Genomic DNA, 20,828 nt, shown 5'->3' with positions numbered 1-20,828 from the left:
CGCGCTACCGCAGCAGCCGCGACATGCGCCGGTCGGCGAGCACGTGCCCCCCGGTCTGGCAGGTCGCGCAGTACTGCAGCGAGCGGTCGGCGAACGAGACCTCGCGCACCACGTCGCCGCACACCGGGCACGTCTGCCCGGTCCGTCCGTGCACCTGCATGCCGCGGCGCTTGGCGTCCTTCAGCTCGGCCGCCGGACGACCCTCCGCGGCGGCCACCGCGGCCGTGAGCGTGTCCACGACGGCCCGGTGCAGGGCGTCGACGGCGTCGTCGTCGAACGACCGCGTCAGCGCGAAGGGGGACACCTGGGCGGTGTGCAGGATCTCGTCGGAGTAGGCGTTGCCGATCCCGGCGATCGCGCGCTGGTCGCGCAGCAGCCCCTTCACCTGCTGGTTGCGGGCCCGCAGCAGCTCGCCCAGCACGTCCGCCGTGAAGTCCTCGGACAGCGGCTCGACACCGAGCGTGCGGATCGCCTCCACCGCCTCCGCGTCCTCGACGACGTGCACGGCGACGCGTCGACGGGTACCGGCCTCGGTCACGTCGGCGCCGGCGCCGTCGTCGAACCGGAGGCGGAGCGTGAGCGACGCCCCGCGCGACCCGCCGCCCAGCCGGGGTCGGACCGGCGTGGTCGGTGCCTGCTCCCGCCAGCGGACCCAGCCGCCGCGGGCCAGGTGCACCGCCAGCGACGGGCCGTCGGTGGCGAGCACGAGCCACTTGCCCCGCCGTGACCAGCCGTGCACCGACCGGCCGACCAGGGCCGACAGCGGCGGGTCGTAGGTCTTGAGCGCGGCGACGGCCCCGACGTCGGCGGCGTCGATCGTGCGGCCCCGCGTCCGTCCGTCCAGGAAGCGGGCCAGCGCCTCCACCTCCGGCAGCTCCGGCATGGTCCCAGTGTCGCCGATCCGGCCGGTGCGCGCCGTTAGGCTGTGCCCCATGTCGATCGCGTCCCACCGCAGCGGTGACCTGCTGCGCCTGTCCTCCCTGTTCGTGCGTACCCTGCGCGAGGATCCCGCCGACGCCGAGGTCGCCAGCCACCGGCTGCTGGTCCGTGCCGGGTACATCCGGCGTGCCGCCCCGGGCGTGTACTCGTGGCTGCCGCTCGGGCTGCGCGTGCTCGCGAAGATCGAGGCCGTCGTGCGCGAGGAGATGGACGCGATCGGTGCGCAGGAGGTCCACTTCCCGGCGCTGCTGCCGCGCGAGCCGTACGAGGCGACGGGCCGGTGGAACGAGTACGGGCCCAACCTGTTCCGGCTCAAGGACCGCAAGGACGCCGACTACCTCCTGGCGCCCACCCACGAGGAGATGTTCACGCTCCTGGTCAAGGACCTGTACTCCTCGTACAAGGACCTGCCGCTGGCCCTCTACCAGATCCAGACGAAGTACCGTGACGAGGCGCGTCCCCGCGCCGGTCTCATCCGGGGCCGCGAGTTCATCATGAAGGACGCCTACTCCTTCGACCTCGACGACGAGGGTCTGGCGACGGCCTACGAGAAGCAGCGGGGCGCCTACCGGCGGATCTTCGACCGGCTCGGGCTCGACTACGTGATCGTCGCGGCGACCTCCGGGGCGATGGGCGGGTCCCGGTCCGAGGAGTTCCTCTCCCCGTCCCCGATCGGGGAGGACACCTTCGTGCGCTCCGGCGGCGGCTACGCGGCCAACGTGGAGGCGGTCTCGACGCCGGTGCCCGACCCGGTGCCCTTCGACGACGCCCCGACGGCCCACGTCGAGGACACCCCGGACACCCCGACGATCGAGACGCTGGTCGCCTTCGCCAACGCCCACCACCCGCGGCCGGACCGCGCCTGGACCGCGGCGGACACGCTGAAGAACGTGGTGCTCGCCGCGACCCACCCCGGCGGACGCCGGGAGCTCGTCGTGGTCGGCGTGCCGGGGGACCGCGAGGTGGACGTGAAGCGGCTGGAGGCGGCGATGGCGCCGGCGGAGGTCGAGCCGGCCTCGGAGGCCGACTTCGCCGCGCACCCCGAGCTCGTCAAGGGTTACATCGGCCCGGGCGTCCTGGGCCCTCAGGGCAAGCAGGTCACCGACGTCGAGTCCGGCGAGGTGCGGTCCGCGGTCCGCTACCTGCTCGACCCGCGCGTCGTCAGCGGGACCCGGTGGATCACCGGCGCCGACGAGGCCGGGCGCCACGTGTTCGACCTCGTGGCGGGCCGTGACTTCAGCGGCGACGGCACCGTGGAGGCCGCCGAGGTCCGCGCCGGCGACCCGGCGCCCGACGGGTCGGGGCCCCTCGAGCTCGCCCGCGGCATCGAGATCGGTCACATCTTCCAGCTCGGCCGCAAGTACGCCGAGTCCCTCGACCTGAAGGTGCTCGACCCGAACGGCAAGCAGGCCGTGGTGACCATGGGCTCCTACGGCATCGGCGTGACCCGCGTGCTGGCCGCGCTGGCCGAGGCGAACCACGACGACCGGGGTCTCGCCTGGCCGGCGAAGGTCGCCCCGGCACACGTCCACGTCGTCGCCACCGGCAAGAACGCCGAGGTGTTCGAGGCCGCTGACGAGCTGGCGTCGCGACTGGTCGCCGAGGGTGTCGAGGTCATCTACGACGACCGGCCCAAGGTCTCGCCCGGCGTGAAGTTCGCCGACGCCGAGCTCTTCGGCGTCCCGCTCGTCGTCGTGGTGGGCCGGGGCCTGGCCGACGGTGTGGTCGAGGTGCGGCCGCGCGTCGGGGACGCCCGGCAGGTCGCGGTGGACGACGCGGTCGCCGAGGTCACACGCCAGGTCGAGGAGCTGCTCGCCTGACCCTCACCCGTCCTGGTCGGTCGGCTCCTGCGGGCCGTCGCCGTCCGTCGCCTCCTCGGGGCGCTGCTCCGGCAGCCCCGGGAACGGCACGGGCTCGGCGCCCCAGGCGTCGAGCGTGAGCGCTGACTCGACGAGCAGGTCGACCAGGACGGTGCGGGTGTCCGGCGCCGTCGTGCCGACGAGCGTCGCGTAGGTCGTGGCCAGGTTCCTCTCCACCGAGCGCACCAGCGCTCGGTCGCCCGGTCCGCGCGGGACGGCGTACGCCGCCTGGCGCGGGTCCTGCGCGGTCCCGTCCGTCCCGGCCACGAGCGCCCAGGCAGCGGCCCGATCGGTGTGCACGTCGGCGCGTTCGACATACCGGGAACGTTCGTCCTCGGGACGGATCGCGGCACGCAGCCGGACGGCGTAGCCCGCCGAGTGCTCGGAGGCCACGAGGGTCCGCAGGTCCGCCGCGGTGAGCCCCTCGGGCACCACCGCCGGCTCCCCGGAGTCCGGCGAGGTGCTGGAGACGCCGGTACGGGCCGGGTCCCCCTCGGCCGGTGCCTCGTCGGCCTCCTCGCCGTCCTCGGGGCCGTCCGGCGGGGCCGTCACGGTGGGCTCGCCGGCACCGTCCGCCCCGGCGTCGTCCCGGGCGTCCTCGGCCGGCGCCGGATCGTCGGCCACCGCGGCGTCCACCTCGGCGGGTCCGGGCAGCTGCGGCACCACCGGCGGGGGCGCGCTGTCGGTGTACTCGCCGACGCGGGTCGCCGAGACGGCCTGGGCCGCGCCGACGGAGGCCAGCAGCCGTGCCAGGGGGCCGTCGGTCGTGGTCCCGGCGGCGGTCCGGTTGCGCCCGGAGGCGTCGGCCAGGGCGGCGACGACGTCGTCCGGGCCCACGGTGTCGGCCGGCGAGCTCTGCGGGGACCCGCTCGGCGGGTCCGCCGGCTCCTGCAGCCCGGAGTCGTACACGCCGCCCAGCTGTTCGGCCTGCTCCCGGGAGTCGGCCGCGACACGTTCGAGCTCGGCGACGAGCCGGCGACGGCGGTCGCCCAGCTCGTCGATCACGGCGTCGGCCTGCTCGGCGACGAACAGCGCGTCCGTGACGGCGGTACGGCGCACGATCTCGATCGTGTCCGGCTCCGGCTCGGCCGGCGGGGGCGTCTCCAGCCGCAGCCCGCAGCCGGCGAGCAGCAGCGCCACGAGCACGCTGCCGACCACGACCCGCATCCGGCGGCGGGTCGGGGCGGGCGGGGGCTGCGGTTCCATCGTGCCCCGATCTTGCCATGTCCCGGTGTGACGTTCCTCCACCTGTCCACGCGGGTCGTCGGGCGCACGGTGGGCGGGGGGTTCGTTACGCTGGTCGACGCACAACGACACACCGCCGCGGGACGTCCCGGCGCGGGAGCACCCACGGGAGGCAACGATGGCAGCAGGAGAGGACCGGACCTCGGACGGACGTGTCCGAGCGGTGGTCGGCCCGGTGGTCGACGACGCCGGTCTGTTCCTCGAGGACGTCCGGGTGACCCGGGCCGGCAGCCGGTCGGTGGTCCGGCTGACGATCGACCTCCCGGAGCACCTCGTGGGCAGCCTCGACTCCGACACGCTCGCCGACACGTCCCGGGCGGTCTCCGCCGCGCTGGACGACGCCGACGTGGTCCGCGGCCAGTACACCCTGGAGGTGTCCACCCCGGGTGTGTCCCGCCCGCTGACCGAGCTGCGGCACTACCGTCGGGCGCGCACCCGCCGGGTGCGGCTGACCTTGGACGACGGGCAGGTCGCCGAGGGCCGTCTGACCGGCGTGGACGGTGACGGCGACGACGCGGTGCTGGTCCTCGACGGCGAGCAGCGGGTCGCGTACGGACGGGTGCGCCGGGGACGCGTCGAGGCGGAGCTGGACCGGCGCGAGGACGACGAGGCGGGGACGTCCCGCCAGGGCGAGGAGAGCTGACGATGGACATCGACATGAGCGCGCTGCGGATGCTGGAGCGCGAGCGGGAGATCAGCCTGGACCTGCTGGTCGAGGCCATCGAGCAGGCGCTGCTGTCCGCCTACCACCGCACCCCGGACGCCTACCACCACGCGCGGGTCGAGCTCGACCGCACGTCGGGGCACGTCACGGTGTGGGCCCGCGAGCAGATCCGGACGCCCGACCCGGAGGACCCGGAGGGCCGGGGCACGGTCGAGCTGGGCCCGGAGTTCGACCACACGCCCGAGAACTTCGGCCGGATCGCCACCGCCACCGCGCGCCAGGTGATCGTGCAGCGTCTGCGCGACGCCGAGGACGACCAGGTCCTGGGCACGTTCCGCGGCAAGGAGGGCGAGATCCTCGCCGGCGTGATCCAGCAGGGTCACGACCCGCGGACGGTGCTCGTGGACGTCGGCGAGATCGAGGCCGTCCTGCCGCAGCACGAGCAGGTGCCGGGCGAGAAGTACGTCCACGGCGAGCGCCTGCGCGCCTACGTCGTGGAGGTCGCCCGTGGCATGAAGGGCGCCAAGGTCACGCTCAGCCGCACCCACCCGGGTCTGGTCCGCAAGCTGTTCGAGCTCGAGGTCCCGGAGATCGCCGACGGGTCGGTCGAGATCAGCGCCGTCGCCCGGGAGGCCGGGCACCGCTCCAAGGTCGCCGTGCGGTCCACGGTGCCCGGGCTCAACGCCAAGGGCGCCTGCATCGGCCCGATGGGTTCGCGCGTGCGCGCCGTCATGGCGGAGCTGCACGGGGAGAAGATCGACATCGTCGACCACAGCGACGACCCGGCCCGCTTCGTGGCGAGCGCCCTGTCCCCGGCCCGTGTGAGCTCTGTCACGGTCGTCGACGCGGAGGCGAAGGCCGCCCGCGCCGTCGTGCCGGACTACCAGCTCTCGCTCGCGATCGGCAAGGAAGGGCAGAATGCCCGGCTCGCGGCCAAGCTCACGGGGTGGCGGATCGACATCCGTTCCGACGAGGGCACGCCGGGGGCGGTGGCCGACGGGGACGCGGTCGAGGAAGCCTGAGCTGGTCGAGGCCGATGAGCAGTCGCGTTAGACTGGAGGGGATCGGGTCGCGCGGCCCTGTTCCGGCACGCCCCGCCCCCACCCCGCCACGACCGGTGGGACCGGTGCGGACGTGTGTCGGATGCCGGCAGCGCGACCTGCGGTCGCAGCTCTTGCGGCTGGTCCTCGTGACGTCGGACGACGCCCCGCGCGTCGCGGTCGACGTCCGGGCGTGCCTGCCGGGGCGTGGAGCCTGGATCCATGAGGACCTCGCCTGCTTGGACCGTGCCGTCCGGCGACGGGCCGTCCCGCGCGCACTGCGTGCGGGTGGCCCGGTGGACCTGGAGCCGGTCCGGGCATATCTGGAGCACCAGGACCGTTGAAGAACCTGGGCGGCACCGTCGGTGCCGCCCCCGTCGCGACCGGGCGTCCTCGTCCGGCCGCACACGCGTACGTCGACAAGGAAGCGGGTCAGAAGCCGATGGGCACCCGATGAGTCCCGAACGATGAGTACTCAGTACTAGCGACGGTCCTGCCTGTCTCGGTGGGGCCGAGACAGGAGAGATGTGGCGAAGATCCGCGTCCACGAGCTGGCGAAGCAGCTCGGGGTGGAGAGCAAGACCCTGCTGGCCGAGCTGAAGGCCTCAGGTGAATTCGTCCGGTCGGCGTCCTCGACGCTCGAGGCACCGGTCGAGCGCATGATGCGCGGCAAGTTCACGGCGTCCGACGCCGGAGCGGCCAAGGACGGCAAGTCCGCCAAGCCTGCCCCGAAGAAGAAGCCCGCCGCGCCCAAGCCGGGTGCACCGGCGGCGGCCGGCGAGCAGGCCGCGAAGCCTGCCGCCTCGACGCCCGCCGAGGCGCCGAAGCCGGGTTCCGCACCCAAGCCGGGTGCGGCGAAGCCCGGGGCCGCGCCGAAGCCGGGTGCCGAGAAGGCACCGGCGGCGGAGACCCCGAAGCCCGCTGCCGAGAAGGCACCGCAGGCCGAGAAGCCCGCTGCTCCGACCCCCGGGTCGGCACCGAAGCCGGGCGGCGCGCCCAAGCCGGGTGGCGGCCCCAAGCCGGGTGCACCGAAGCCGGGCGGGCAGCGTTCCGGTGGTGGCGGCCGCAGCGGCGGTCCGCGGCCGGGCAACAACCCCTACGCGTCCCAGCAGGGCATGCAGCGTGGCGGGGGTCCGCGGCCGGGCAACAACCCGTACTCCTCGCAGCAGGGCATGCAGCAGCGGCCCGCGCGCGGCGAGGGCAAGCCGGCCGAGCGTTCCGGCGGTCCGCGTCCGGGTGCCCCGCGTCCGGCCGCTCCGCGTCCGGGCGCCCCGCGCCCGAACCCGGGCATGATGCCGGGCAAGACCAGCATGCCGCGACCGGGCGAGCGTCCCGGCGGCGGTGGTCGCGGCGGCCGTGGTCGCGGTGGCGGCCCGGGCGGTCCCGGTGGTGCCGGCGGTCCCGGTGGCGGTCGGGGCGGTTTCCGTCCCGGTGGCGGCGGCGGGTTCCGCGGCCGTGGCGGCGCCGGCCGTGGCAGCACCCAGGGTGCGTTCGGTCGCGCCGGCGGCAAGCCGGTCAGGGGCCGCAAGTCGAAGCGGGCGAAGCGTCAAGAGTTCGAGCAGATGCAGGCCCCGACGCCGGGTGGCGTCTCGGTCCCGCGCGGCAACGGCAACACCCTGGTGCGCCTGCGCTACGGCTCGTCCCTGAACGACTTCGCGGACAAGATCGACGCGAACCCGGCGGCGCTGGTCACGGTGCTCCTGCACCTGGGCGAGATGGCGACCGCGACGCAGTCGCTGGACGAGGACACCTTCGTCACGCTCGGGTCGGAGCTCGGCTACAAGATCGAGATGGTCTCCGCCGAGGAGGAGGACCGCGAGCTGCTCGGGTCCTTCGACATCGACCTGCAGGCCGAGGAGGCCGACGAGACCGACGAGGACCTGGAGGCGCGGCCGCCGGTCGTGACCGTCATGGGTCACGTCGACCACGGTAAGACGAAGCTGCTGGACGCCATCCGGTCCACGGACGTCGTCGCCGGCGAGGCCGGTGGGATCACCCAGCACATCGGTGCCTACCAGGTGCACACCGAGCACGAGGGCGCCGACCGGGCCGTCACGTTCATCGACACCCCGGGTCACGAGGCCTTCACGGCCATGCGTGCCCGTGGTGCCAAGGCGACGGACATCGCGATCCTCGTGGTGGCCGCGGACGACGGCGTGATGCCGCAGACGATCGAGGCGCTGAATCACGCCCAGGCGGCGGACGTGCCGGTCGTCGTGGCGGTGAACAAGGTGGACAAGGAGGGGGCGAACCCCGACAAGATCCGCCAGCAGCTCACCGAGTACAACCTCGTGGCCGAGGAGTACGGCGGCGACACGATGTTCGTCGAGGTCTCCGCGCTGCGGCGCCAGGGCATCGACAGCCTCCTCGAGGCCGTCCTGCTGACCGCCGACGCGGCGCTCGACCTCCGGGCCAACCCGGAGAAGGACGCCCGCGGTGTGGCGATCGAGGCCCACCTGGACAAGGGCCGCGGTTCCGTGGCCACCGTCCTGGTGCAGTCGGGCACGCTGCGCGTCGGCGACGCCATCGTCGCCGGCACCGCGCACGGTCGTGTGCGGGCCATGTTCGACGAGCACGGCGAGTCCGTCACCGAGGCGGGTCCGGCGCGTCCGGTCCAGGTCCTGGGTCTGGCGTCGGTGCCGAGCGCCGGCGACACGTTCCTCGCCGCACCCGACGAGCGCACCGCTCGTCAGATCGCCGAGAAGCGCGAGGCGGCCGAGCGTGCCGCGCTGCTGGCCAAGCGGCGCAAGCGCATCAGCCTCGAGGACTTCACCAAGGCTCTCGAGCAGGGCAAGGTCGAGACGCTCAACCTGGTCATCAAGGGTGACGTGTCCGGTGCCGTCGAGGCGCTGGAGGACGCGCTGCTCAAGATCGACGTGGGCGACGAGGTCGACCTGCGCGTCATCCACCGCGGTGTGGGTGCGATCACGCAGAACGACGTCAACCTGGCCACCGTCGACAACGCCGTGATCCTCGGCTTCAACGTCCGCTTCGGCGAGCGTGTCGAGGACCTGGCCGAGCGCGAGGGCGTCGAGGTCAAGTTCTACTCGGTGATCTACCAGGCCATCGACGACATCGAGGCCGCCCTCAAGGGCATGCTCAAGCCGGAGTACGAGGAGGCGAAGCTCGGCAGCGCCGAGATCCGCCAGGTCTTCCGGTCCTCGAAGTTCGGCAACATCGCCGGTTCGATCGTCCGGTCGGGCACGATCCGACGGAACACCAAGGCCCGCGTGCTGCGCGACGGCCGCGTGGTGGGCGACGGGCTCACGGTCGAGTCGCTGCGACGCGAGAAGGACGACGTCACCGAGGTCCGCGAGGGCTTCGAGTGCGGTATCGGACTCGGGTCGTACAACGACATCGTCGAGGGCGACATCATCGAGACCTTCGAGATGCGCGAGATCCCCCGCGCCTGAGAAGGTCGGGACGGACGACGGCGCCCCGTCCGCACCGCCCAGCGCGGTGGGGGCGGGGCGCCGTCGGCGTCATGACAAGGAGGACGGATGAGCGAGAACCCGCGGGCGCGCCGGTTGGCGGACCGCATCAAGGAGATCGTCGCGCAGATGCTCGACACGCGGATCAAGGACCCGCGGCTCGGCTTCGTGACGGTCACGGACGTCCGTGTCACCGGTGACCTGCAGCAGGCGTCGGTGTTCTACACGGTCCTCGGCAGCGACGAGGACCGCGACGGCACGGCGGCGGCGCTGGAGAGCGCCAAGGGCATGATCCGCTCCGAGGTCGGCAAGCAGACCGGCGTGCGGCTGACGCCGACGATCGATTTCCACCTGGACTCCGTGCCGGAGACGGCGGCGCACCTCGACGAGGCGCTGTCCCAGGCGCGGCTGCGGGACGCCGAGCTCGCGGCGCTGCGCGAGGGCAAGTCCCCGGCCGGTGACGCCGACCCGTACCGCACGTCGGACGACGACACCGACTGACGACCGCCCCGATGCCGCGGGGAGAAGGTCCGCCGGGCCGGAGCGATCCGGCCCGGCACCTCCTCCGCGTGGCGGTGGGAGAGAGGGGAGATCCCGTGGCCGACCGTGGCACGGCGCGCCCGCCGCGCCGTCCGACGGCGCCGGACGGTCTGCTGATCGTCGACAAGCCGGCCGGCTGGACCAGCCACGACGTCGTCGGGCGTTGCCGGCGGCTGGCGGGCACGCGCAAGGTCGGGCACGCCGGCACCCTGGACCCGATGGCGACGGGTGTGCTGGTGGTCGGCGTCGGTCGGGCGACCAAGCTGCTCACCTACGTGGTGGGCGCGGACAAGGCCTACCGGGCGACGATCCGGCTGGGCGTCTCCACGACGACCGACGACGCCGAGGGCGAGACCCTCGAGGCCCGGGGCGTGGGCGAGGGTGTGGACCCCGCCGCCCTCGGGCGGCAGGTCGCCGCTCTCACCGGCGACATCCGGCAGGTCCCGAGCACCGTCAGCGCGATCAAGGTCGACGGACGCCGGGCCTACGCCCGGGCCCGTGCCGGCGAGGAGGTCGAGCTCGCCGACCGTCCCGTCACCGTGAGCTCGTTCGAGGTGCTCGAGTCCCGTCCGGCCACGGCCGACGACGGCGTGGCGGTGCTCGACGTCGACGTCGAGGTGGTGGTCTCCTCGGGCACGTACGTGCGTGCGCTGGCCCGGGACCTGGGCGAGGCGCTCGGCGTGGGCGGGCACCTGACCGCGTTGCGCCGCACCCGTGTCGGCGGGTACCCGCTCGATCGTGCCCGGACCCTCGAGGAGCTCGAGGCCCAGGCCGACGCCGACGGCGTGCTCGCCACCCTCCCGCTCGGCGACGCCGCGCGGAGCACCTTCCCCGTCCGTGAGCTGACCGACGCCGAGGCCCGGGCCCTGGGCTACGGGCAGTGGGTGACCCCGACCGGCATGCGGGGCACCGTGGCGGGCCTGGCCCCGGACGGCACGCTCGTCGCCCTGCTGGAGGACACGACGCGGCGCGGGGAGCGGCGGGCCAAGCCCGTCCTGGTCCTCGCCCCGGCCTGAGCGGGACTATCCTGATCCGTCGGCGTCGTGAGGCGTCGGCCCGTCCGGCAACGAGGAGCGCGATCGGCGTGCAGGTGTTCACGGACCTCTCCGAGGTCCCCGAGGACTTCGGTCCGTCGGTCGTGACGATCGGCAACTTCGACGGCGTGCACCGCGGTCACCAGGCGGTGCTCGCCCGACTCGTCCGCCTGGCGCGCGCCGACGGCTGCGCCGCGGTCGCCGTGACCTTCGACCCGCACCCCGCCGCCGTCCACCGTCCCGACTCCGCCCCCGAGCTCATCACGGGGATCGACGACCGCCTCGAGCTGCTGGCGGAGACCGGCCTCGACGCCGTCCTCGTGATCCGCTACACCCTGGACTTCGCGGAGCAGAGCCCCGAGGAGTTCGTCACGCGCTACCTCACCGGGGCGCTCGGTGCGCGCAGCGTCGTCGTGGGCCACGACGTGCGCTTCGGCCGGGCCAACGCCGGGACGCTGGCCACCATGGTCGACCTGGGCGGGCGCCACGGGTTCGAGGTCGTGGCGATCGACGACGTGGGGGAGTGCCAGCCCGCGCAGGACGGTGCCGGCCAGCGCTGGTCGAGCTCGGCGGCACGCGCCCTGATCGCCGAGGGCGACGTCGCCCAGGCCGCCGACGTCCTGGGCCGGCCCCACCGGGTGCGGGGCGTCGTCGTGCGGGGGGACGCCCGCGGCCGCGAGCTCGGGTTCCCCACGGCCAACCTGGGGGACATCGCCGGCATGGTCCCCGCCGACGGGGTGTACGCGGGGTGGCTGCGCCGGCCCGGTCTGGCGGGCCAGAAGCCCGCGGACCCCGACGCGTTGCTGCCCGCGGCGATCTCGATCGGCACCAACCCGACGTTCGACGGCGTCGAACGGCGGGTGGAGGCCTACGTCCTGGACCGCACCGATCTCGACCTGTACGGCGAGGAGGTGGTGCTCGAGATGGTCGAGCACCTGCGTCCGACGGTCCGGTTCGACGGCATCGAGGCGCTGGTCGAGCAGATGACGCACGACGTGGCCCGCGCCCGCGGTGTGCTGCTGTCCTGATACGATGGTCGCTGCCGTAGATCGGCCGCGGATCCAGAGCGCCCGGTGAAGAAGTCCCGGAGCACCGCGCAACGACACCAGAAGGAGAGCCATGCCGCTCGACGCTGCCACGAAGCAGAACATCATCACCGAGTACGCGACTCACGAGGGCGACACCGGCTCGCCGGAGGTCCAGATCGCTCTGCTGACCCAGCGGATCACCGACCTGACCGAGCACCTCAAGGAGCACAAGCAGGACCACCACTCCCGTCGTGGTCTGCTCCTCCTGGTCGGCCAGCGTCGCCGTCTGCTCAGCTACCTGCAGAAGGTCGACATCCAGCGCTACCGCGCGCTCATCGAGCGCCTCGGCCTGCGCCGCTGACGTCCCGCCACCAGCCCGGTCCCTCTCGCAGGGACCGGGCTGGTCTGGTGTGATGTCCTTGTAGACGTAACACGCACACCGCGCCGCCGGGCCGTCGTCCGGTCCTCGGTAGTGGCCCCCCGATCCGCCGGTTCCCCCGGTGTGCTCCGAGGGCCTCGATCGAAGACCGTCGCTCGGGCGGGCGGCGCCTTCGAGAGCAAGGAGGGCACCCGTGGAGGGTCCCGAGATCCAGTCCGCCGAGGCCGTCATCGACAACGGCCGCTTCGGCACCCGTACCGTCCGCTTCGAGACCGGCCGACTGGCCCGGCAGGCCGCCGGCGCCGTCTCCGCCTACCTCGACGACGAGACCATGCTGCTGTCGACCACCGCGGTCGGTAAGCACCCCAAGGACCAGTTCGACTTCTTCCCGCTGACGGTGGACGTCGAGGAGCGGATGTACGCCGCGGGCCGCATCCCCGGCTCGTTCTTCCGCCGTGAGGGCCGCCCGTCCACCGAGGCGATCCTCACCTGCCGGCTCACCGACCGCCCGCTGCGCCCGCTCTTCGTCAAGGGCCTGCGGAACGAGGTGCAGATCGTCATCACCGTCATGGCGCAGCACCCGGACGACGCCTACGACGTGCTGGCGATGAACGCCGCGTCCGCGTCGACGCAGATCTCCGGCCTGCCGTTCTCCGGCCCGGCCGGCGCCGTGCGCATCGCGCTCATCGACGACCAGTGGGTCGCCTTCCCGAAGTACTCGGACAAGGAGCGCGCCGTCTTCGAGATGGTCGTCGCGGGCCGCAAGGTCACCGCCGCCGACGGTTCCGAGGACGTCGCCATCGCGATGATCGAGGCCGAGGCCACCGACGACGCCTGGAACCTGGTCAAGAACGAGGGCGCCACCGCCCCGACCGAGCAGGTCGTGGCCGAGGGCATCGACGCGGCCAAGCCGTTCATCGCCGCCCTGTGCGACGCCCAGCTCTCGCTGGCCTCGCAGTCGGCCAAGGACGTCGCCGAGTTCCCGCTTTTCCCGGACTACGCCGACGACGCCTACGCCGCCGTCGAGTCCGCGGTCTCCGCCCCGGCCGCCGAGGCCCTGGCGATCGGCGACAAGCAGGAGCGCGAGAACCGCCTCGACGAGATCAAGGCGGGGATGCTCGAGCAGCTCGCCGAGCAGTTCGAGGGCCGCGAGAAGGAGCTCTCGGCGGCCTTCCGCTCCCTGCAGAAGCAGCTCGTGCGTCAGCGCGTGCTGACCGACGGCGTGCGGATCGACGGCCGTGGGCTCGCGGACATCCGCACCCTGTCGGCCGAGGTCGAGGTGCTCCCGCGGGTGCACGGCTCGGCGCTGTTCGAGCGTGGCGAGACCCAGATCCTGGGCGTCACGACGCTGAACATGCTGCGCATGGAGCAGCAGATCGACTCCCTGGGGCCGGTCACGCGCAAGCGCTACATGCACAACTACAACTTCCCGCCGTACTCGACCGGTGAGACCGGCCGTGTCGGCTCGCCCAAGCGCCGTGAGATCGGCCACGGCGCGCTCGCCGAGCGCGCCCTGGTCCCGGTGCTGCCGAGCCGCGAGGAGTTCCCGTACGCGATCCGCCAGGTCTCCGAGGCCCTCGGCTCCAACGGGTCCACCTCGATGGGCTCGGTCTGCGCCTCGACGCTGTCGCTGCTCAACGCCGGAGTGCCCCTCAAGGCGCCGGTGGCGGGCATCGCGATGGGCCTGGTCTCGGACACGGTGGACGGGGAGACCCGCTACGCCGCGATGACCGACATCCTCGGTGCCGAGGACGCCTTCGGCGACATGGACTTCAAGGTCGCCGGCACCCGGGAGTTCGTCACCGCCATCCAGCTCGACACCAAGCTCGACGGCATCCCGGCCTCCGTGCTGTCGGCCGCGCTGGGTCAGGCCCACGACGCCCGTCTGACGATCCTCGACGTCATCGCCGAGGCCATCGACACCCCGGACGAGATGTCGCCGAACGCGCCGCGCGTCATCGCGGTCAAGGTCCCCGTCGACAAGATCGGTGAGGTCATCGGGCCCAAGGGCAAGATGATCAACCAGATCCAGGAGGAGACCGGCGCGGACATCTCCATCGAGGACGACGGCACGGTCTACATCGGTGCGACTGACGGCCCGAGCGCCGAGGCGGCGCGGGCGTCGATCAACGCGATCGCCAACCCGCACGTCCCCGAGGTCGGCGAGCGCTTCGTCGGCACCGTGGTCAAGACCACCTCGTTCGGGGCCTTCATCTCGCTGGCCCCCGGCAAGGACGGTCTGCTGCACATCAGCCAGCTGCGCAAGCTGGTCGGTGGCAAGCGGGTGGAGAACGTCGACGACGTCCTGTCCATCGGCCAGAAGATCCAGGTCGAGATCGGTGAGATCGACTCCCGCGGCAAGCTGTCGCTGGTCGCGATCACCGAGGAGGACGACAAGCCCGCCGACGAGGCCGTCGCCACCGAGGCGAGCGAGGCCTGATCTCACCCATGAGCCAGCACCTGCCGCTCGTCGGAGCGGATCAGCCGGGTGCCGAGCTGACCGCCGGGCAGGACGGTGCGACGATCCGTCGCACCGTCCTGCCCGGCGGTGTGCGTGTGCTGACCGAGCACATGCCGGGGCTGCGCTCGGCCACCGTCGGCGCCTGGGTCGGCGTCGGGTCCCGCGACGAGACCGACGGGCACCACGGATCGACCCACTTCCTCGAGCACCTGCTGTTCAAGGGCACGGCGCGCCGGTCGGCGCTGGACATCGCCGAGGCGTTCGACGCCGTCGGCGGCGAGGCCAACGCCGCGACCGGCAAGGAGCACACGTGCTACTACGCGCGGGTGCTCGACGCCGACGTCCCGATGGCGGTCGACGTCGTCAGCGACATGATGACCTCGGCACGGCTCGACCCCGACGAGCTCGAGACGGAGCGGGGTGTGATCCTCGAGGAGCTCGCGATGGCCGAGGACGACCCCGCGGACCTGGCGCACGAGCGGTTCGCCGCCGCCGTGCTCGGCAGCCACCCGCTGGGCCGTCCGATCGGCGGCACCCCGGACGCGATCCGTGGCGTGCCGCGCGAGGCGGTCTGGGAGCACTACCGGTGGCACTACCGGCCCGAGACCCTCGTGGTCGCGGCGGCAGGCGGTGTCGACCACGACCGGCTCGTCGACCAGGTCGGCGAGGCGTTGTCGGCCGGCGGCTGGGACCTGACCGTCCCCGCCAGCCCGCGGCCGCGGCGGTCGGACGCCCCGGAGTCGGACGGCGTGCCCACCGAGGGCGTGGACGTCACCGTGCACCGCCCGATCGAGCAGGCGAACGTCATCCTCGGCACCACCGGGCTGAGCGCGACCGACGAGCGCCGCTTCACCATGACCGTGCTCAACGCGGTGCTCGGCGGCAGCATGTCCTCGCGGCTGTTCCAGGAGATCCGGGAGAAGCGCGGGCTCGCCTACGCCACGTACTCCTTCGCCCAGGGCCACGGGGGACTGGGGACCTTCGGGCTGTACGCGGGATGCACGCCCGGGCGCACCGACGAGGTCGTCACGATGCTCGGCGCCGAGCTCGACCGGCTGGCCGAGGACGGCATCACCGTCGCGGAGCTCGACCGGTCCGTCGGGCAGCTCTCCGGCGGGCTCGTGCTCGGGCTCGAGGACACCGGGTCGCGGATGAGCCGCCTGGGCCGGTCCGAGCTCGTCCTGGGCGAGCTGATGACCGTCGACGAGTCCCTGGAGCGCATCCGGTCCGTGACCCGCGAGGACGTGCGGGAGCTCGCCGCCGACCTGGCCGCGCGGCCGCGGTCGGTGGTGCGGGTGGGGCCCTTCACGGAATGAGGAGATGATCGTGAGCAGCAGCAGCGCCGTGAGGGTGGCCGTCGTCGGGGCGGCCGGCCGCATGGGTGGCCAGACGTGCGCCGCCGTCGAGGCCGCCGAGGACCTGGAGCTCGTCGCGCGCATCGGCGCCGGCGACGACGTGGCGGCCGTCGTCCGCGAGTCCGGGGCCCAGGTCGCGGTCGACTTCAGCGTCCCCGCCGCCACCGAGGCGAACGTGCACGCGGCGCTGGACGCCGGCGCCGACGTCGTGGTCGGGACCACCGGCTGGGACGACGACTCGCGCGGCCGGGTGGCCGAGCACCTCGAGCGGCTCGCCGCGGCGGGCGACGGGCCGGGTCCTGGCGTCCTCATCGCGCCGAACTTCGGGTTGTCCGCCGTGCTGGCGATGACGTTCGCCGCCCGGGCGGCGCGCTACTTCGAGTCCGCGGAGGTCGTCGAGCTGCACCACCCGGACAAGGTCGACGCGCCCTCCGGCACGGCGCGGCACACGGCGGCCGCGATCGCCGCCGCACGGGCGGAGGCCGGCCTGGAGCCGTCCCCGGACGCCACCCAGAACGGCTGGGACGCCCGGGGCGCGGACGTCGACGGGGTCCGGGTGCACGCGGTCCGGCTGCGCGGTCTCGTCGCCCACGAGGAGATCCTGTTCGGCAACGCCGGCGAGCAGCTCACGATCCGGCAGGACTCCTTCGACCGCGCCTCGTTCATGCCGGGCGTGCTGCTCGCGGTGCGCGAGGTCGGCTCGCGGCCGGGCCTCACCGTCGGCCTCGAGAACGTGCTGGACCTGTCGTGACCTCGTCCGAGCCGTCCCCGGCCACCCGGAGCCGCCCGCCGCGCGGTCTCGTCGGCGCCCTGGCCGTCACCGGGCTGCTGGCGATCTACGTCTGGGCGATCGTCGGACGCGGCGTCGCGATGATCGCCAGCGGCGAGGCGGTGCTGGTCGCGATCGGCGTGGCGGTGCTCGTCATCCCGCTGCTCGTGGTCGGGCTCATCGCCCGCGAGTTCTGGCTGGCGGCCCGGGTGCAGCGCATGGCCGACACCCTCGCCGGGTCCGGCGAGCTCCCGGTCGACGACCTGCCCCGGTCCCCGGGGGGACGCATCGACCGCGACGCGGCCGACGCCGCGTTCGCGGAGGCGCAGCGGGCCGTCGAGGCCGAGCCCGAGAGCTGGCGGGCCTGGTACCACCTGGCGTTCGCCTACGACGCCGCCCACGACCGCCGCCGCGCGCGCGCCGCGCTGCGCCGGGCCTCCTCGCTGTTCTCCGGCTGACCCCTCACCGGGCCGGCCACCGCGTCCAGCAGTACAGGTGGTGGCGGACGTCGGCGGCCCGCCACGCGAGCTCGCCGAGGCCCTGGAGGGCCCGTGCCAGCTCCTCGGCGTCGCCCGCGTGCTCGCCTCCGTGCACCCAGCGCTGCGCCGCCTCGCCGAGCTGGTGGGGGGACGCCGCCGCCAGGTGCGCGGCCAGCTCGTCGGCGACGGTGACGACGAACGGCCCCTCGTCGCGGCCGTCGACGACCTGCCCGTGGCGCGCGGCGCCGGTCACCTCGCCGTAGGGCAGCCCGAACGTGGTGCCGGCCAGCACGGCGAGGGCGACGAACGGGTCGACGGACGGCAGGGCCACGGTGTCGAAGAGGGGTTCGCCCGAACCGCGCGTCGGTGTGCTGGGCCCGTCCTCGACCTGCAGCACCGTCGCGGCCAGGGCGTCGGAGGGTGCGGCGAAGTAGTCCGTGATCATCGGTTCCGTCGGACTCGCCAGACGCCGCCGCCTGCTGCTCGGACCTGCGGACCCATCCCCGACCTCGGACATGCGCCCAGCCTGCCACCAGGGTGCTACGGCATCGTCACGTGCGGGTTACCGCGCGGGGTCGTGCGGGAACGCCTGCCGTGCCACGACGACCACGGCACCGGCCAGCGCCATGGCCGCCGCCCCGGTCCAGGCGAGGGTCGCCAGACCCGGTCCCGCGACGACCACGGACCCCACGGCCGCCCCCAGACCGATGCCGAGGTTCGAGGTGGCGTTGACGAACGCCCCGGCGACGTCGGCGCTCGCACCGCGGGCCCGCAGCGCCAGCGTCTGGAAGGCGGCCGGCACCGCCCCGAACGCGGCGAGCCAGACGGCCGCACCGACCAGCACCACGCCCTGGTGCGGCAGCCCCAGCGCGACGGCCGCCAGGGCGAGCACCATCACGGCGATCGTGGCGAGGGTCAGGGTCCGTGGCCTGCGGTCCAGGTAGCGGCCGGCCGCCCACAGGCCCAGGATCCCCAGGGCGCCGAACACGAGCAGGGCCGGTCCGACCGCGGCCTCGCCGAGCCCCGTCGCGAGCAGCAGCAACGAGATGAACGTGTAGACGGTGTACTGGCCCACGAACAGCAGGGTGTTGGTGCCGACGACGATCCCGAGGCGCGAACGCCCGCCACGGGCGTCGGAGGAGGCGCCCTCGCCCGCACCCGGCGCGACCTCCACCGGGGGCAGCAACCGGGCGACGAGGACCGCGGTGAGCGCGCAGACGCCGGCCAGGACGGCGAAGGACCACCGCCAGCCGACGGCCGCCCCCAGCGAGGTGGACAGCGGGACGCCCAGGACGAACCCGAAGGTGCCACCGGTGGTCACGAGCGTCACGGCGCGTCCCGTGTACAGCGGCGAGACCAGCCGTGCCGCGTAGGCGATGGACACCGAGAAGAACAGGGCGTGCCCGAGGCCGCCGAGCGTCCGGGCGGCCACGACGACGGCGAAGGACGGTGCGACGGCGGCGAGCAGGTTCGCGGCGGTGTAGACGACGACCGTCGTGAGCAGGAGCGGCTTGCGGGCCAGGCGCCGTGTGGCCAGCGTCAGCGGCACCGCGCACGCGGCGACGACGAAGGCGTAGACGGACACCAGCAACCCGGCGGTGGACTCGGGGACGCCGAGGCCACCCGCGAGCTGCGGCAGCAGGCCGACCGGCAGGACCTCGGTCGTGATGGCGACGAAGTTCGCCACCGCCAGGACCGTGATCCCCGCGGCGGCGTCCCGGACGGTGCGGTGTGTCACCGGGACATCCTGTCACCGCGACGTCGGGCCCGGACGTCGGCCGGGGTGAGGAGTGGCGGTCATCACGGATCTTCGACCGGTCGGACGGGCACTTACCGACTGGTCGGGGTTCGTGCGACCCTGGCATGATGGCCACGTGACGGGCGAAGGAGTGCGATGACGACGACGGGTGCGACGCCGCAGGCCGGAGCCGCGCGGGCGGGGGGCTACGCCCGGGGGCGCAGGAAGCGCGAGCAGATCCTGCAGGCGGCGATCACGCTGTTCGGGGAGGCCGGCTTCCACGGCACCTCGCTGCGGGACATCGCCGGTGCCGCCGGCATCTCCCATCCCGGCCTGCTGCATCACTTCCCGACCAAGGCCGCGGTGCTCGAGGCGCTCCTGGAGCACCGCGACGCGGTCGACGAGGCGGACCTCGAGGCGGACCGGGAGCGGGGGACCGACCTCTTCACCGCGCTCGTGCACCTGATGGAGCGCAACGCGCTCCGGCCCGCCATCGTCGACCTGTACACCTCGGTCGCCGCGGAGGCGACCTCCGCGGACCACCCCGCGCACGCGTACTTCGAACGGCGATACGCCCGGACGATCGCGCTGATCGTCGACGAGCTCGCCGCCCGCCGGGACGCCGGCGAGCTCGTGCCCGGGCTCGACCTCGAGACCACGGCGCGCTCGCTCGTCGCGATCATGGACGGCATGCAGCTGCAGTGGCTGCTCGCCCGCGACCTCCCGCGCGCACAGCGCCCGGACATGGCGGCCACGCTGGGGGCCTACCTCGACCTGATCCTCGTCACCCCGCCGCAGGACGCCCCCGCCCCCTGAGGCTCCCGGGCGCGTCCGCGCCGGTGCGCATAGCATGGCCGCAGGTCAGCAGGCATCGACGAAGGGCTCGCATGGCACGCGACGACGCACCCACCCCGGACGAGACGGTCGACGCGACGCCGCCGGACCCGCACAACCCCTTCCGGCGGATCTGGTGGCTGCCCGTGCTGCGGGGCACGGCCTTCATCGTGCTCGGCCTGCTGCTGATGATCGAGCCGCTCGAGGAGCTGGAGATCCTGCGGCTGCTCATCGGGATCTTCCTGGCGTTCGACGGGGTGCTGGTCCTGGTCCAGTGGGTGGCGCACAGTCGGCAGGTCGGATCCGCCTGGTGGCTCGCCCAGGCGGGCGTGAACATCGGATTCGGTGCCGCCGTGGCCCTGTGGCCGGACCTGACACCCACCCCGCTCTACTACGTGCTCGCCGTCTGGGCGATCGTGCTCGGCGTGGTGGCGATCATCGGCGGGGCCGCGCTGACCCGGAACCGCGACCTCGGCTGGCCGTGGATGGTCGCGTTCGGGATCACGGCGACGCTGTTCGGGCTGCTGCTGGTCACCCGGCCGCTGGACTCCCTCGACGTGCTCCGGCTCGTGGCGATCGTGTTCGCCCTGTTCGCGTTCGTGGCCGGGGCGCTGGACATCGTCTCCGGGTTCGCCGTCCGGTCGGTGGCACGGGAGCTGAGCAGCCTGCGGGAGCAGGCCGAACGGGTCGGTGTCACCGTGACCGGGGGGTCCGTCCTCGGGTCCGCGAACCCGCAGGTCACCCCCGCGCGGGCCTCCGGTCCGCGGTCCGCCGGCGCTCTCACGGACGGAGGCGGCTCCGGCACGTCTCCGGCGTCGGAGCCCGAGGACCACTCCGCCTCGCCCGAGGACCACTCCGCCTCGCCCGAGGACCACTCCGCCTCGCCCGTGGCCCGTCCCGCCACGCCGGGCGCGGACGCGGTCACCAGCGGTGGCTCCGCCGCGGACGACAGCCGCACCCCGCCCTCGGCCGACGAGCACGGCCCGCACGACGCGACGGCCGACGGGACCGAGGAGCGCCCGGACGGCACCGC

The 20,828-nt window shown here is 73.7% G+C and carries 19 protein-coding genes; 15 read left to right on the top strand and 4 right to left on the bottom strand.

The window, feature by feature from the left end:
- Positions 1-4 precede the first annotated feature (4 nt).
- A complete protein-coding gene (locus HLI28_RS04315; RefSeq protein ID WP_171246286.1) occupies positions 5-883 on the bottom strand; it encodes an Fpg/Nei family DNA glycosylase in 879 nt (292 codons plus the stop codon).
- A gap of 49 nt (positions 884-932) precedes the next feature.
- On the opposite strand from HLI28_RS04315, the gene HLI28_RS04310 reads away from it, so the two are divergent.
- On the top strand, positions 933-2,759 hold the full coding sequence (locus HLI28_RS04310; RefSeq protein WP_171246285.1) for a proline--tRNA ligase: 1,827 nt from the start codon (positions 933-935) through the stop codon (positions 2,757-2,759).
- Between the two features lie 3 nt (positions 2,760-2,762).
- On the opposite strand, the gene HLI28_RS04305 is transcribed toward HLI28_RS04310, so the two are convergent.
- Positions 2,763-4,004 (bottom strand): DUF4439 domain-containing protein, encoded by a 1,242-nt coding sequence (locus HLI28_RS04305; protein ID WP_171246284.1) that lies wholly within the window; start codon positions 4,002-4,004, stop codon positions 2,763-2,765.
- A 157-nt stretch (positions 4,005-4,161) separates the two neighbouring features.
- On the opposite strand from HLI28_RS04305, the gene HLI28_RS04300 reads away from it, so the two are divergent.
- The 12 genes from HLI28_RS04300 (at position 4,162) to HLI28_RS04245 (ending at position 17,202) form a co-directional block, all read left to right on the top strand.
- The gene (locus tag HLI28_RS04300; protein WP_171246283.1) at positions 4,162-4,686 is read left to right on the top strand and encodes a ribosome maturation factor RimP; all 525 of its coding nucleotides are present in this window, start codon (positions 4,162-4,164) and stop codon (positions 4,684-4,686) included.
- A 2-nt stretch (positions 4,687-4,688) separates the two neighbouring features.
- Positions 4,689-5,729, top strand: a complete 1,041-nt coding sequence (gene nusA / locus HLI28_RS04295) for a transcription termination factor NusA (RefSeq protein ID WP_171246282.1) — start codon at positions 4,689-4,691, stop codon at positions 5,727-5,729.
- A 14-nt stretch (positions 5,730-5,743) separates the two neighbouring features.
- Positions 5,744-6,091, top strand: coding sequence for a YlxR family protein (locus HLI28_RS04290; RefSeq protein ID WP_171246281.1), 348 nt, complete (start codon positions 5,744-5,746; stop codon positions 6,089-6,091).
- A 183-nt stretch (positions 6,092-6,274) separates the two neighbouring features.
- On the top strand, positions 6,275-9,160 hold the full coding sequence (infB, locus tag HLI28_RS04285) for a translation initiation factor IF-2 (protein WP_171246280.1): 2,886 nt from the start codon (positions 6,275-6,277) through the stop codon (positions 9,158-9,160).
- Positions 9,161-9,247: 87 nt separating this feature from the next.
- The gene (gene rbfA, locus HLI28_RS04280; protein ID WP_171246279.1) at positions 9,248-9,679 is read left to right on the top strand and encodes a 30S ribosome-binding factor RbfA; all 432 of its coding nucleotides are present in this window, start codon (positions 9,248-9,250) and stop codon (positions 9,677-9,679) included.
- Between the two features lie 95 nt (positions 9,680-9,774).
- A complete protein-coding gene (truB, locus tag HLI28_RS04275) occupies positions 9,775-10,734 on the top strand; it encodes a tRNA pseudouridine(55) synthase TruB (RefSeq protein ID WP_343035652.1) in 960 nt (319 codons plus the stop codon).
- Between the two features lie 68 nt (positions 10,735-10,802).
- On the top strand, positions 10,803-11,780 hold the full coding sequence (locus tag HLI28_RS04270) for a bifunctional riboflavin kinase/FAD synthetase (RefSeq protein WP_171246277.1): 978 nt from the start codon (positions 10,803-10,805) through the stop codon (positions 11,778-11,780).
- 91 nt (positions 11,781-11,871) lie between these two features.
- Positions 11,872-12,141, top strand: coding sequence for a 30S ribosomal protein S15 (rpsO, locus tag HLI28_RS04265; protein WP_171246276.1), 270 nt, complete (start codon positions 11,872-11,874; stop codon positions 12,139-12,141).
- A gap of 211 nt (positions 12,142-12,352) precedes the next feature.
- Positions 12,353-14,599 (top strand): polyribonucleotide nucleotidyltransferase, encoded by a 2,247-nt coding sequence (locus HLI28_RS04260; protein WP_171246275.1) that lies wholly within the window; start codon positions 12,353-12,355, stop codon positions 14,597-14,599.
- A gap of 8 nt (positions 14,600-14,607) precedes the next feature.
- Positions 14,608-15,936: a M16 family metallopeptidase gene (locus HLI28_RS04255; RefSeq protein WP_171246274.1), complete on the top strand. Its 1,329-nt coding sequence runs from the start codon at positions 14,608-14,610 to the stop codon at positions 15,934-15,936.
- 10 nt (positions 15,937-15,946) lie between these two features.
- A complete protein-coding gene (gene dapB / locus HLI28_RS04250; RefSeq protein WP_343035651.1) occupies positions 15,947-16,726 on the top strand; it encodes a 4-hydroxy-tetrahydrodipicolinate reductase in 780 nt (259 codons plus the stop codon).
- Positions 16,723-17,202, top strand: a complete 480-nt coding sequence (locus tag HLI28_RS04245) for a hypothetical protein (protein ID WP_171246272.1) — start codon at positions 16,723-16,725, stop codon at positions 17,200-17,202. The genes dapB and HLI28_RS04245 overlap by 4 nt, the downstream gene beginning before the upstream one ends.
- Positions 17,203-17,206: 4 nt before the next feature.
- Here the strand turns inward: HLI28_RS04245 and HLI28_RS04240 are convergent, their stop codons facing one another.
- Complete coding sequence (locus HLI28_RS04240; protein ID WP_171246271.1) at positions 17,207-17,668, bottom strand: hypothetical protein; 462 nt, start codon at positions 17,666-17,668, stop codon at positions 17,207-17,209.
- 117 nt (positions 17,669-17,785) lie between these two features.
- Complete coding sequence (locus HLI28_RS04235; RefSeq protein ID WP_171246270.1) at positions 17,786-18,961, bottom strand: MFS transporter; 1,176 nt, start codon at positions 18,959-18,961, stop codon at positions 17,786-17,788.
- A gap of 156 nt (positions 18,962-19,117) precedes the next feature.
- Here HLI28_RS04235 and HLI28_RS04230 point away from each other — a divergent pair, with 156 nt between their 5' ends.
- Positions 19,118-19,777, top strand: a complete 660-nt coding sequence (locus tag HLI28_RS04230) for a TetR/AcrR family transcriptional regulator (protein WP_171246269.1) — start codon at positions 19,118-19,120, stop codon at positions 19,775-19,777.
- Between the two features lie 71 nt (positions 19,778-19,848).
- Positions 19,849-20,828, top strand: a 980-nt coding sequence (locus HLI28_RS04225) for an HdeD family acid-resistance protein (RefSeq protein ID WP_171246268.1), incomplete at its 3' end; no start/stop codon positions are given.

Source organism: Isoptericola sediminis, from assembly GCF_013085345.1.
In the GTDB taxonomy this organism is placed as follows: Bacteria; Actinomycetota; Actinomycetes; order Actinomycetales; family Cellulomonadaceae; genus Isoptericola; species Isoptericola sediminis.
Note: the sequence above shows the minus strand (reverse complement) of the source record. Positions and strands in the feature narration are given on the sequence as shown.

Excerpts from the sequence above, each read along its gene's own strand:
- HLI28_RS04315 (WP_171246286.1), bottom strand. The coding sequence starts at position 883 with ATGCCGGAGCTGCCGGAGGTGGAGGCGCTGGCCCGCTTCCTGGACGGA.
- HLI28_RS04310 (WP_171246285.1), top strand. The coding sequence starts at position 933 with ATGTCGATCGCGTCCCACCGCAGCGGTGACCTGCTGCGCCTGTCCTCC.
- HLI28_RS04305 (WP_171246284.1), bottom strand. The coding sequence starts at position 4,004 with ATGGAACCGCAGCCCCCGCCCGCCCCGACCCGCCGCCGGATGCGGGTC.
- HLI28_RS04300 (WP_171246283.1), top strand. The coding sequence starts at position 4,162 with ATGGCAGCAGGAGAGGACCGGACCTCGGACGGACGTGTCCGAGCGGTG.
- nusA (WP_171246282.1), top strand. The coding sequence starts at position 4,689 with ATGGACATCGACATGAGCGCGCTGCGGATGCTGGAGCGCGAGCGGGAG.
- HLI28_RS04290 (WP_171246281.1), top strand. The coding sequence starts at position 5,744 with ATGAGCAGTCGCGTTAGACTGGAGGGGATCGGGTCGCGCGGCCCTGTT.
- rbfA (WP_171246279.1), top strand. The coding sequence starts at position 9,248 with ATGAGCGAGAACCCGCGGGCGCGCCGGTTGGCGGACCGCATCAAGGAG.
- rpsO (WP_171246276.1), top strand. The coding sequence starts at position 11,872 with ATGCCGCTCGACGCTGCCACGAAGCAGAACATCATCACCGAGTACGCG.
- HLI28_RS04255 (WP_171246274.1), top strand. The coding sequence starts at position 14,608 with ATGAGCCAGCACCTGCCGCTCGTCGGAGCGGATCAGCCGGGTGCCGAG.
- HLI28_RS04240 (WP_171246271.1), bottom strand. The coding sequence starts at position 17,668 with ATGATCACGGACTACTTCGCCGCACCCTCCGACGCCCTGGCCGCGACG.
- HLI28_RS04230 (WP_171246269.1), top strand. The coding sequence starts at position 19,118 with ATGACGACGACGGGTGCGACGCCGCAGGCCGGAGCCGCGCGGGCGGGG.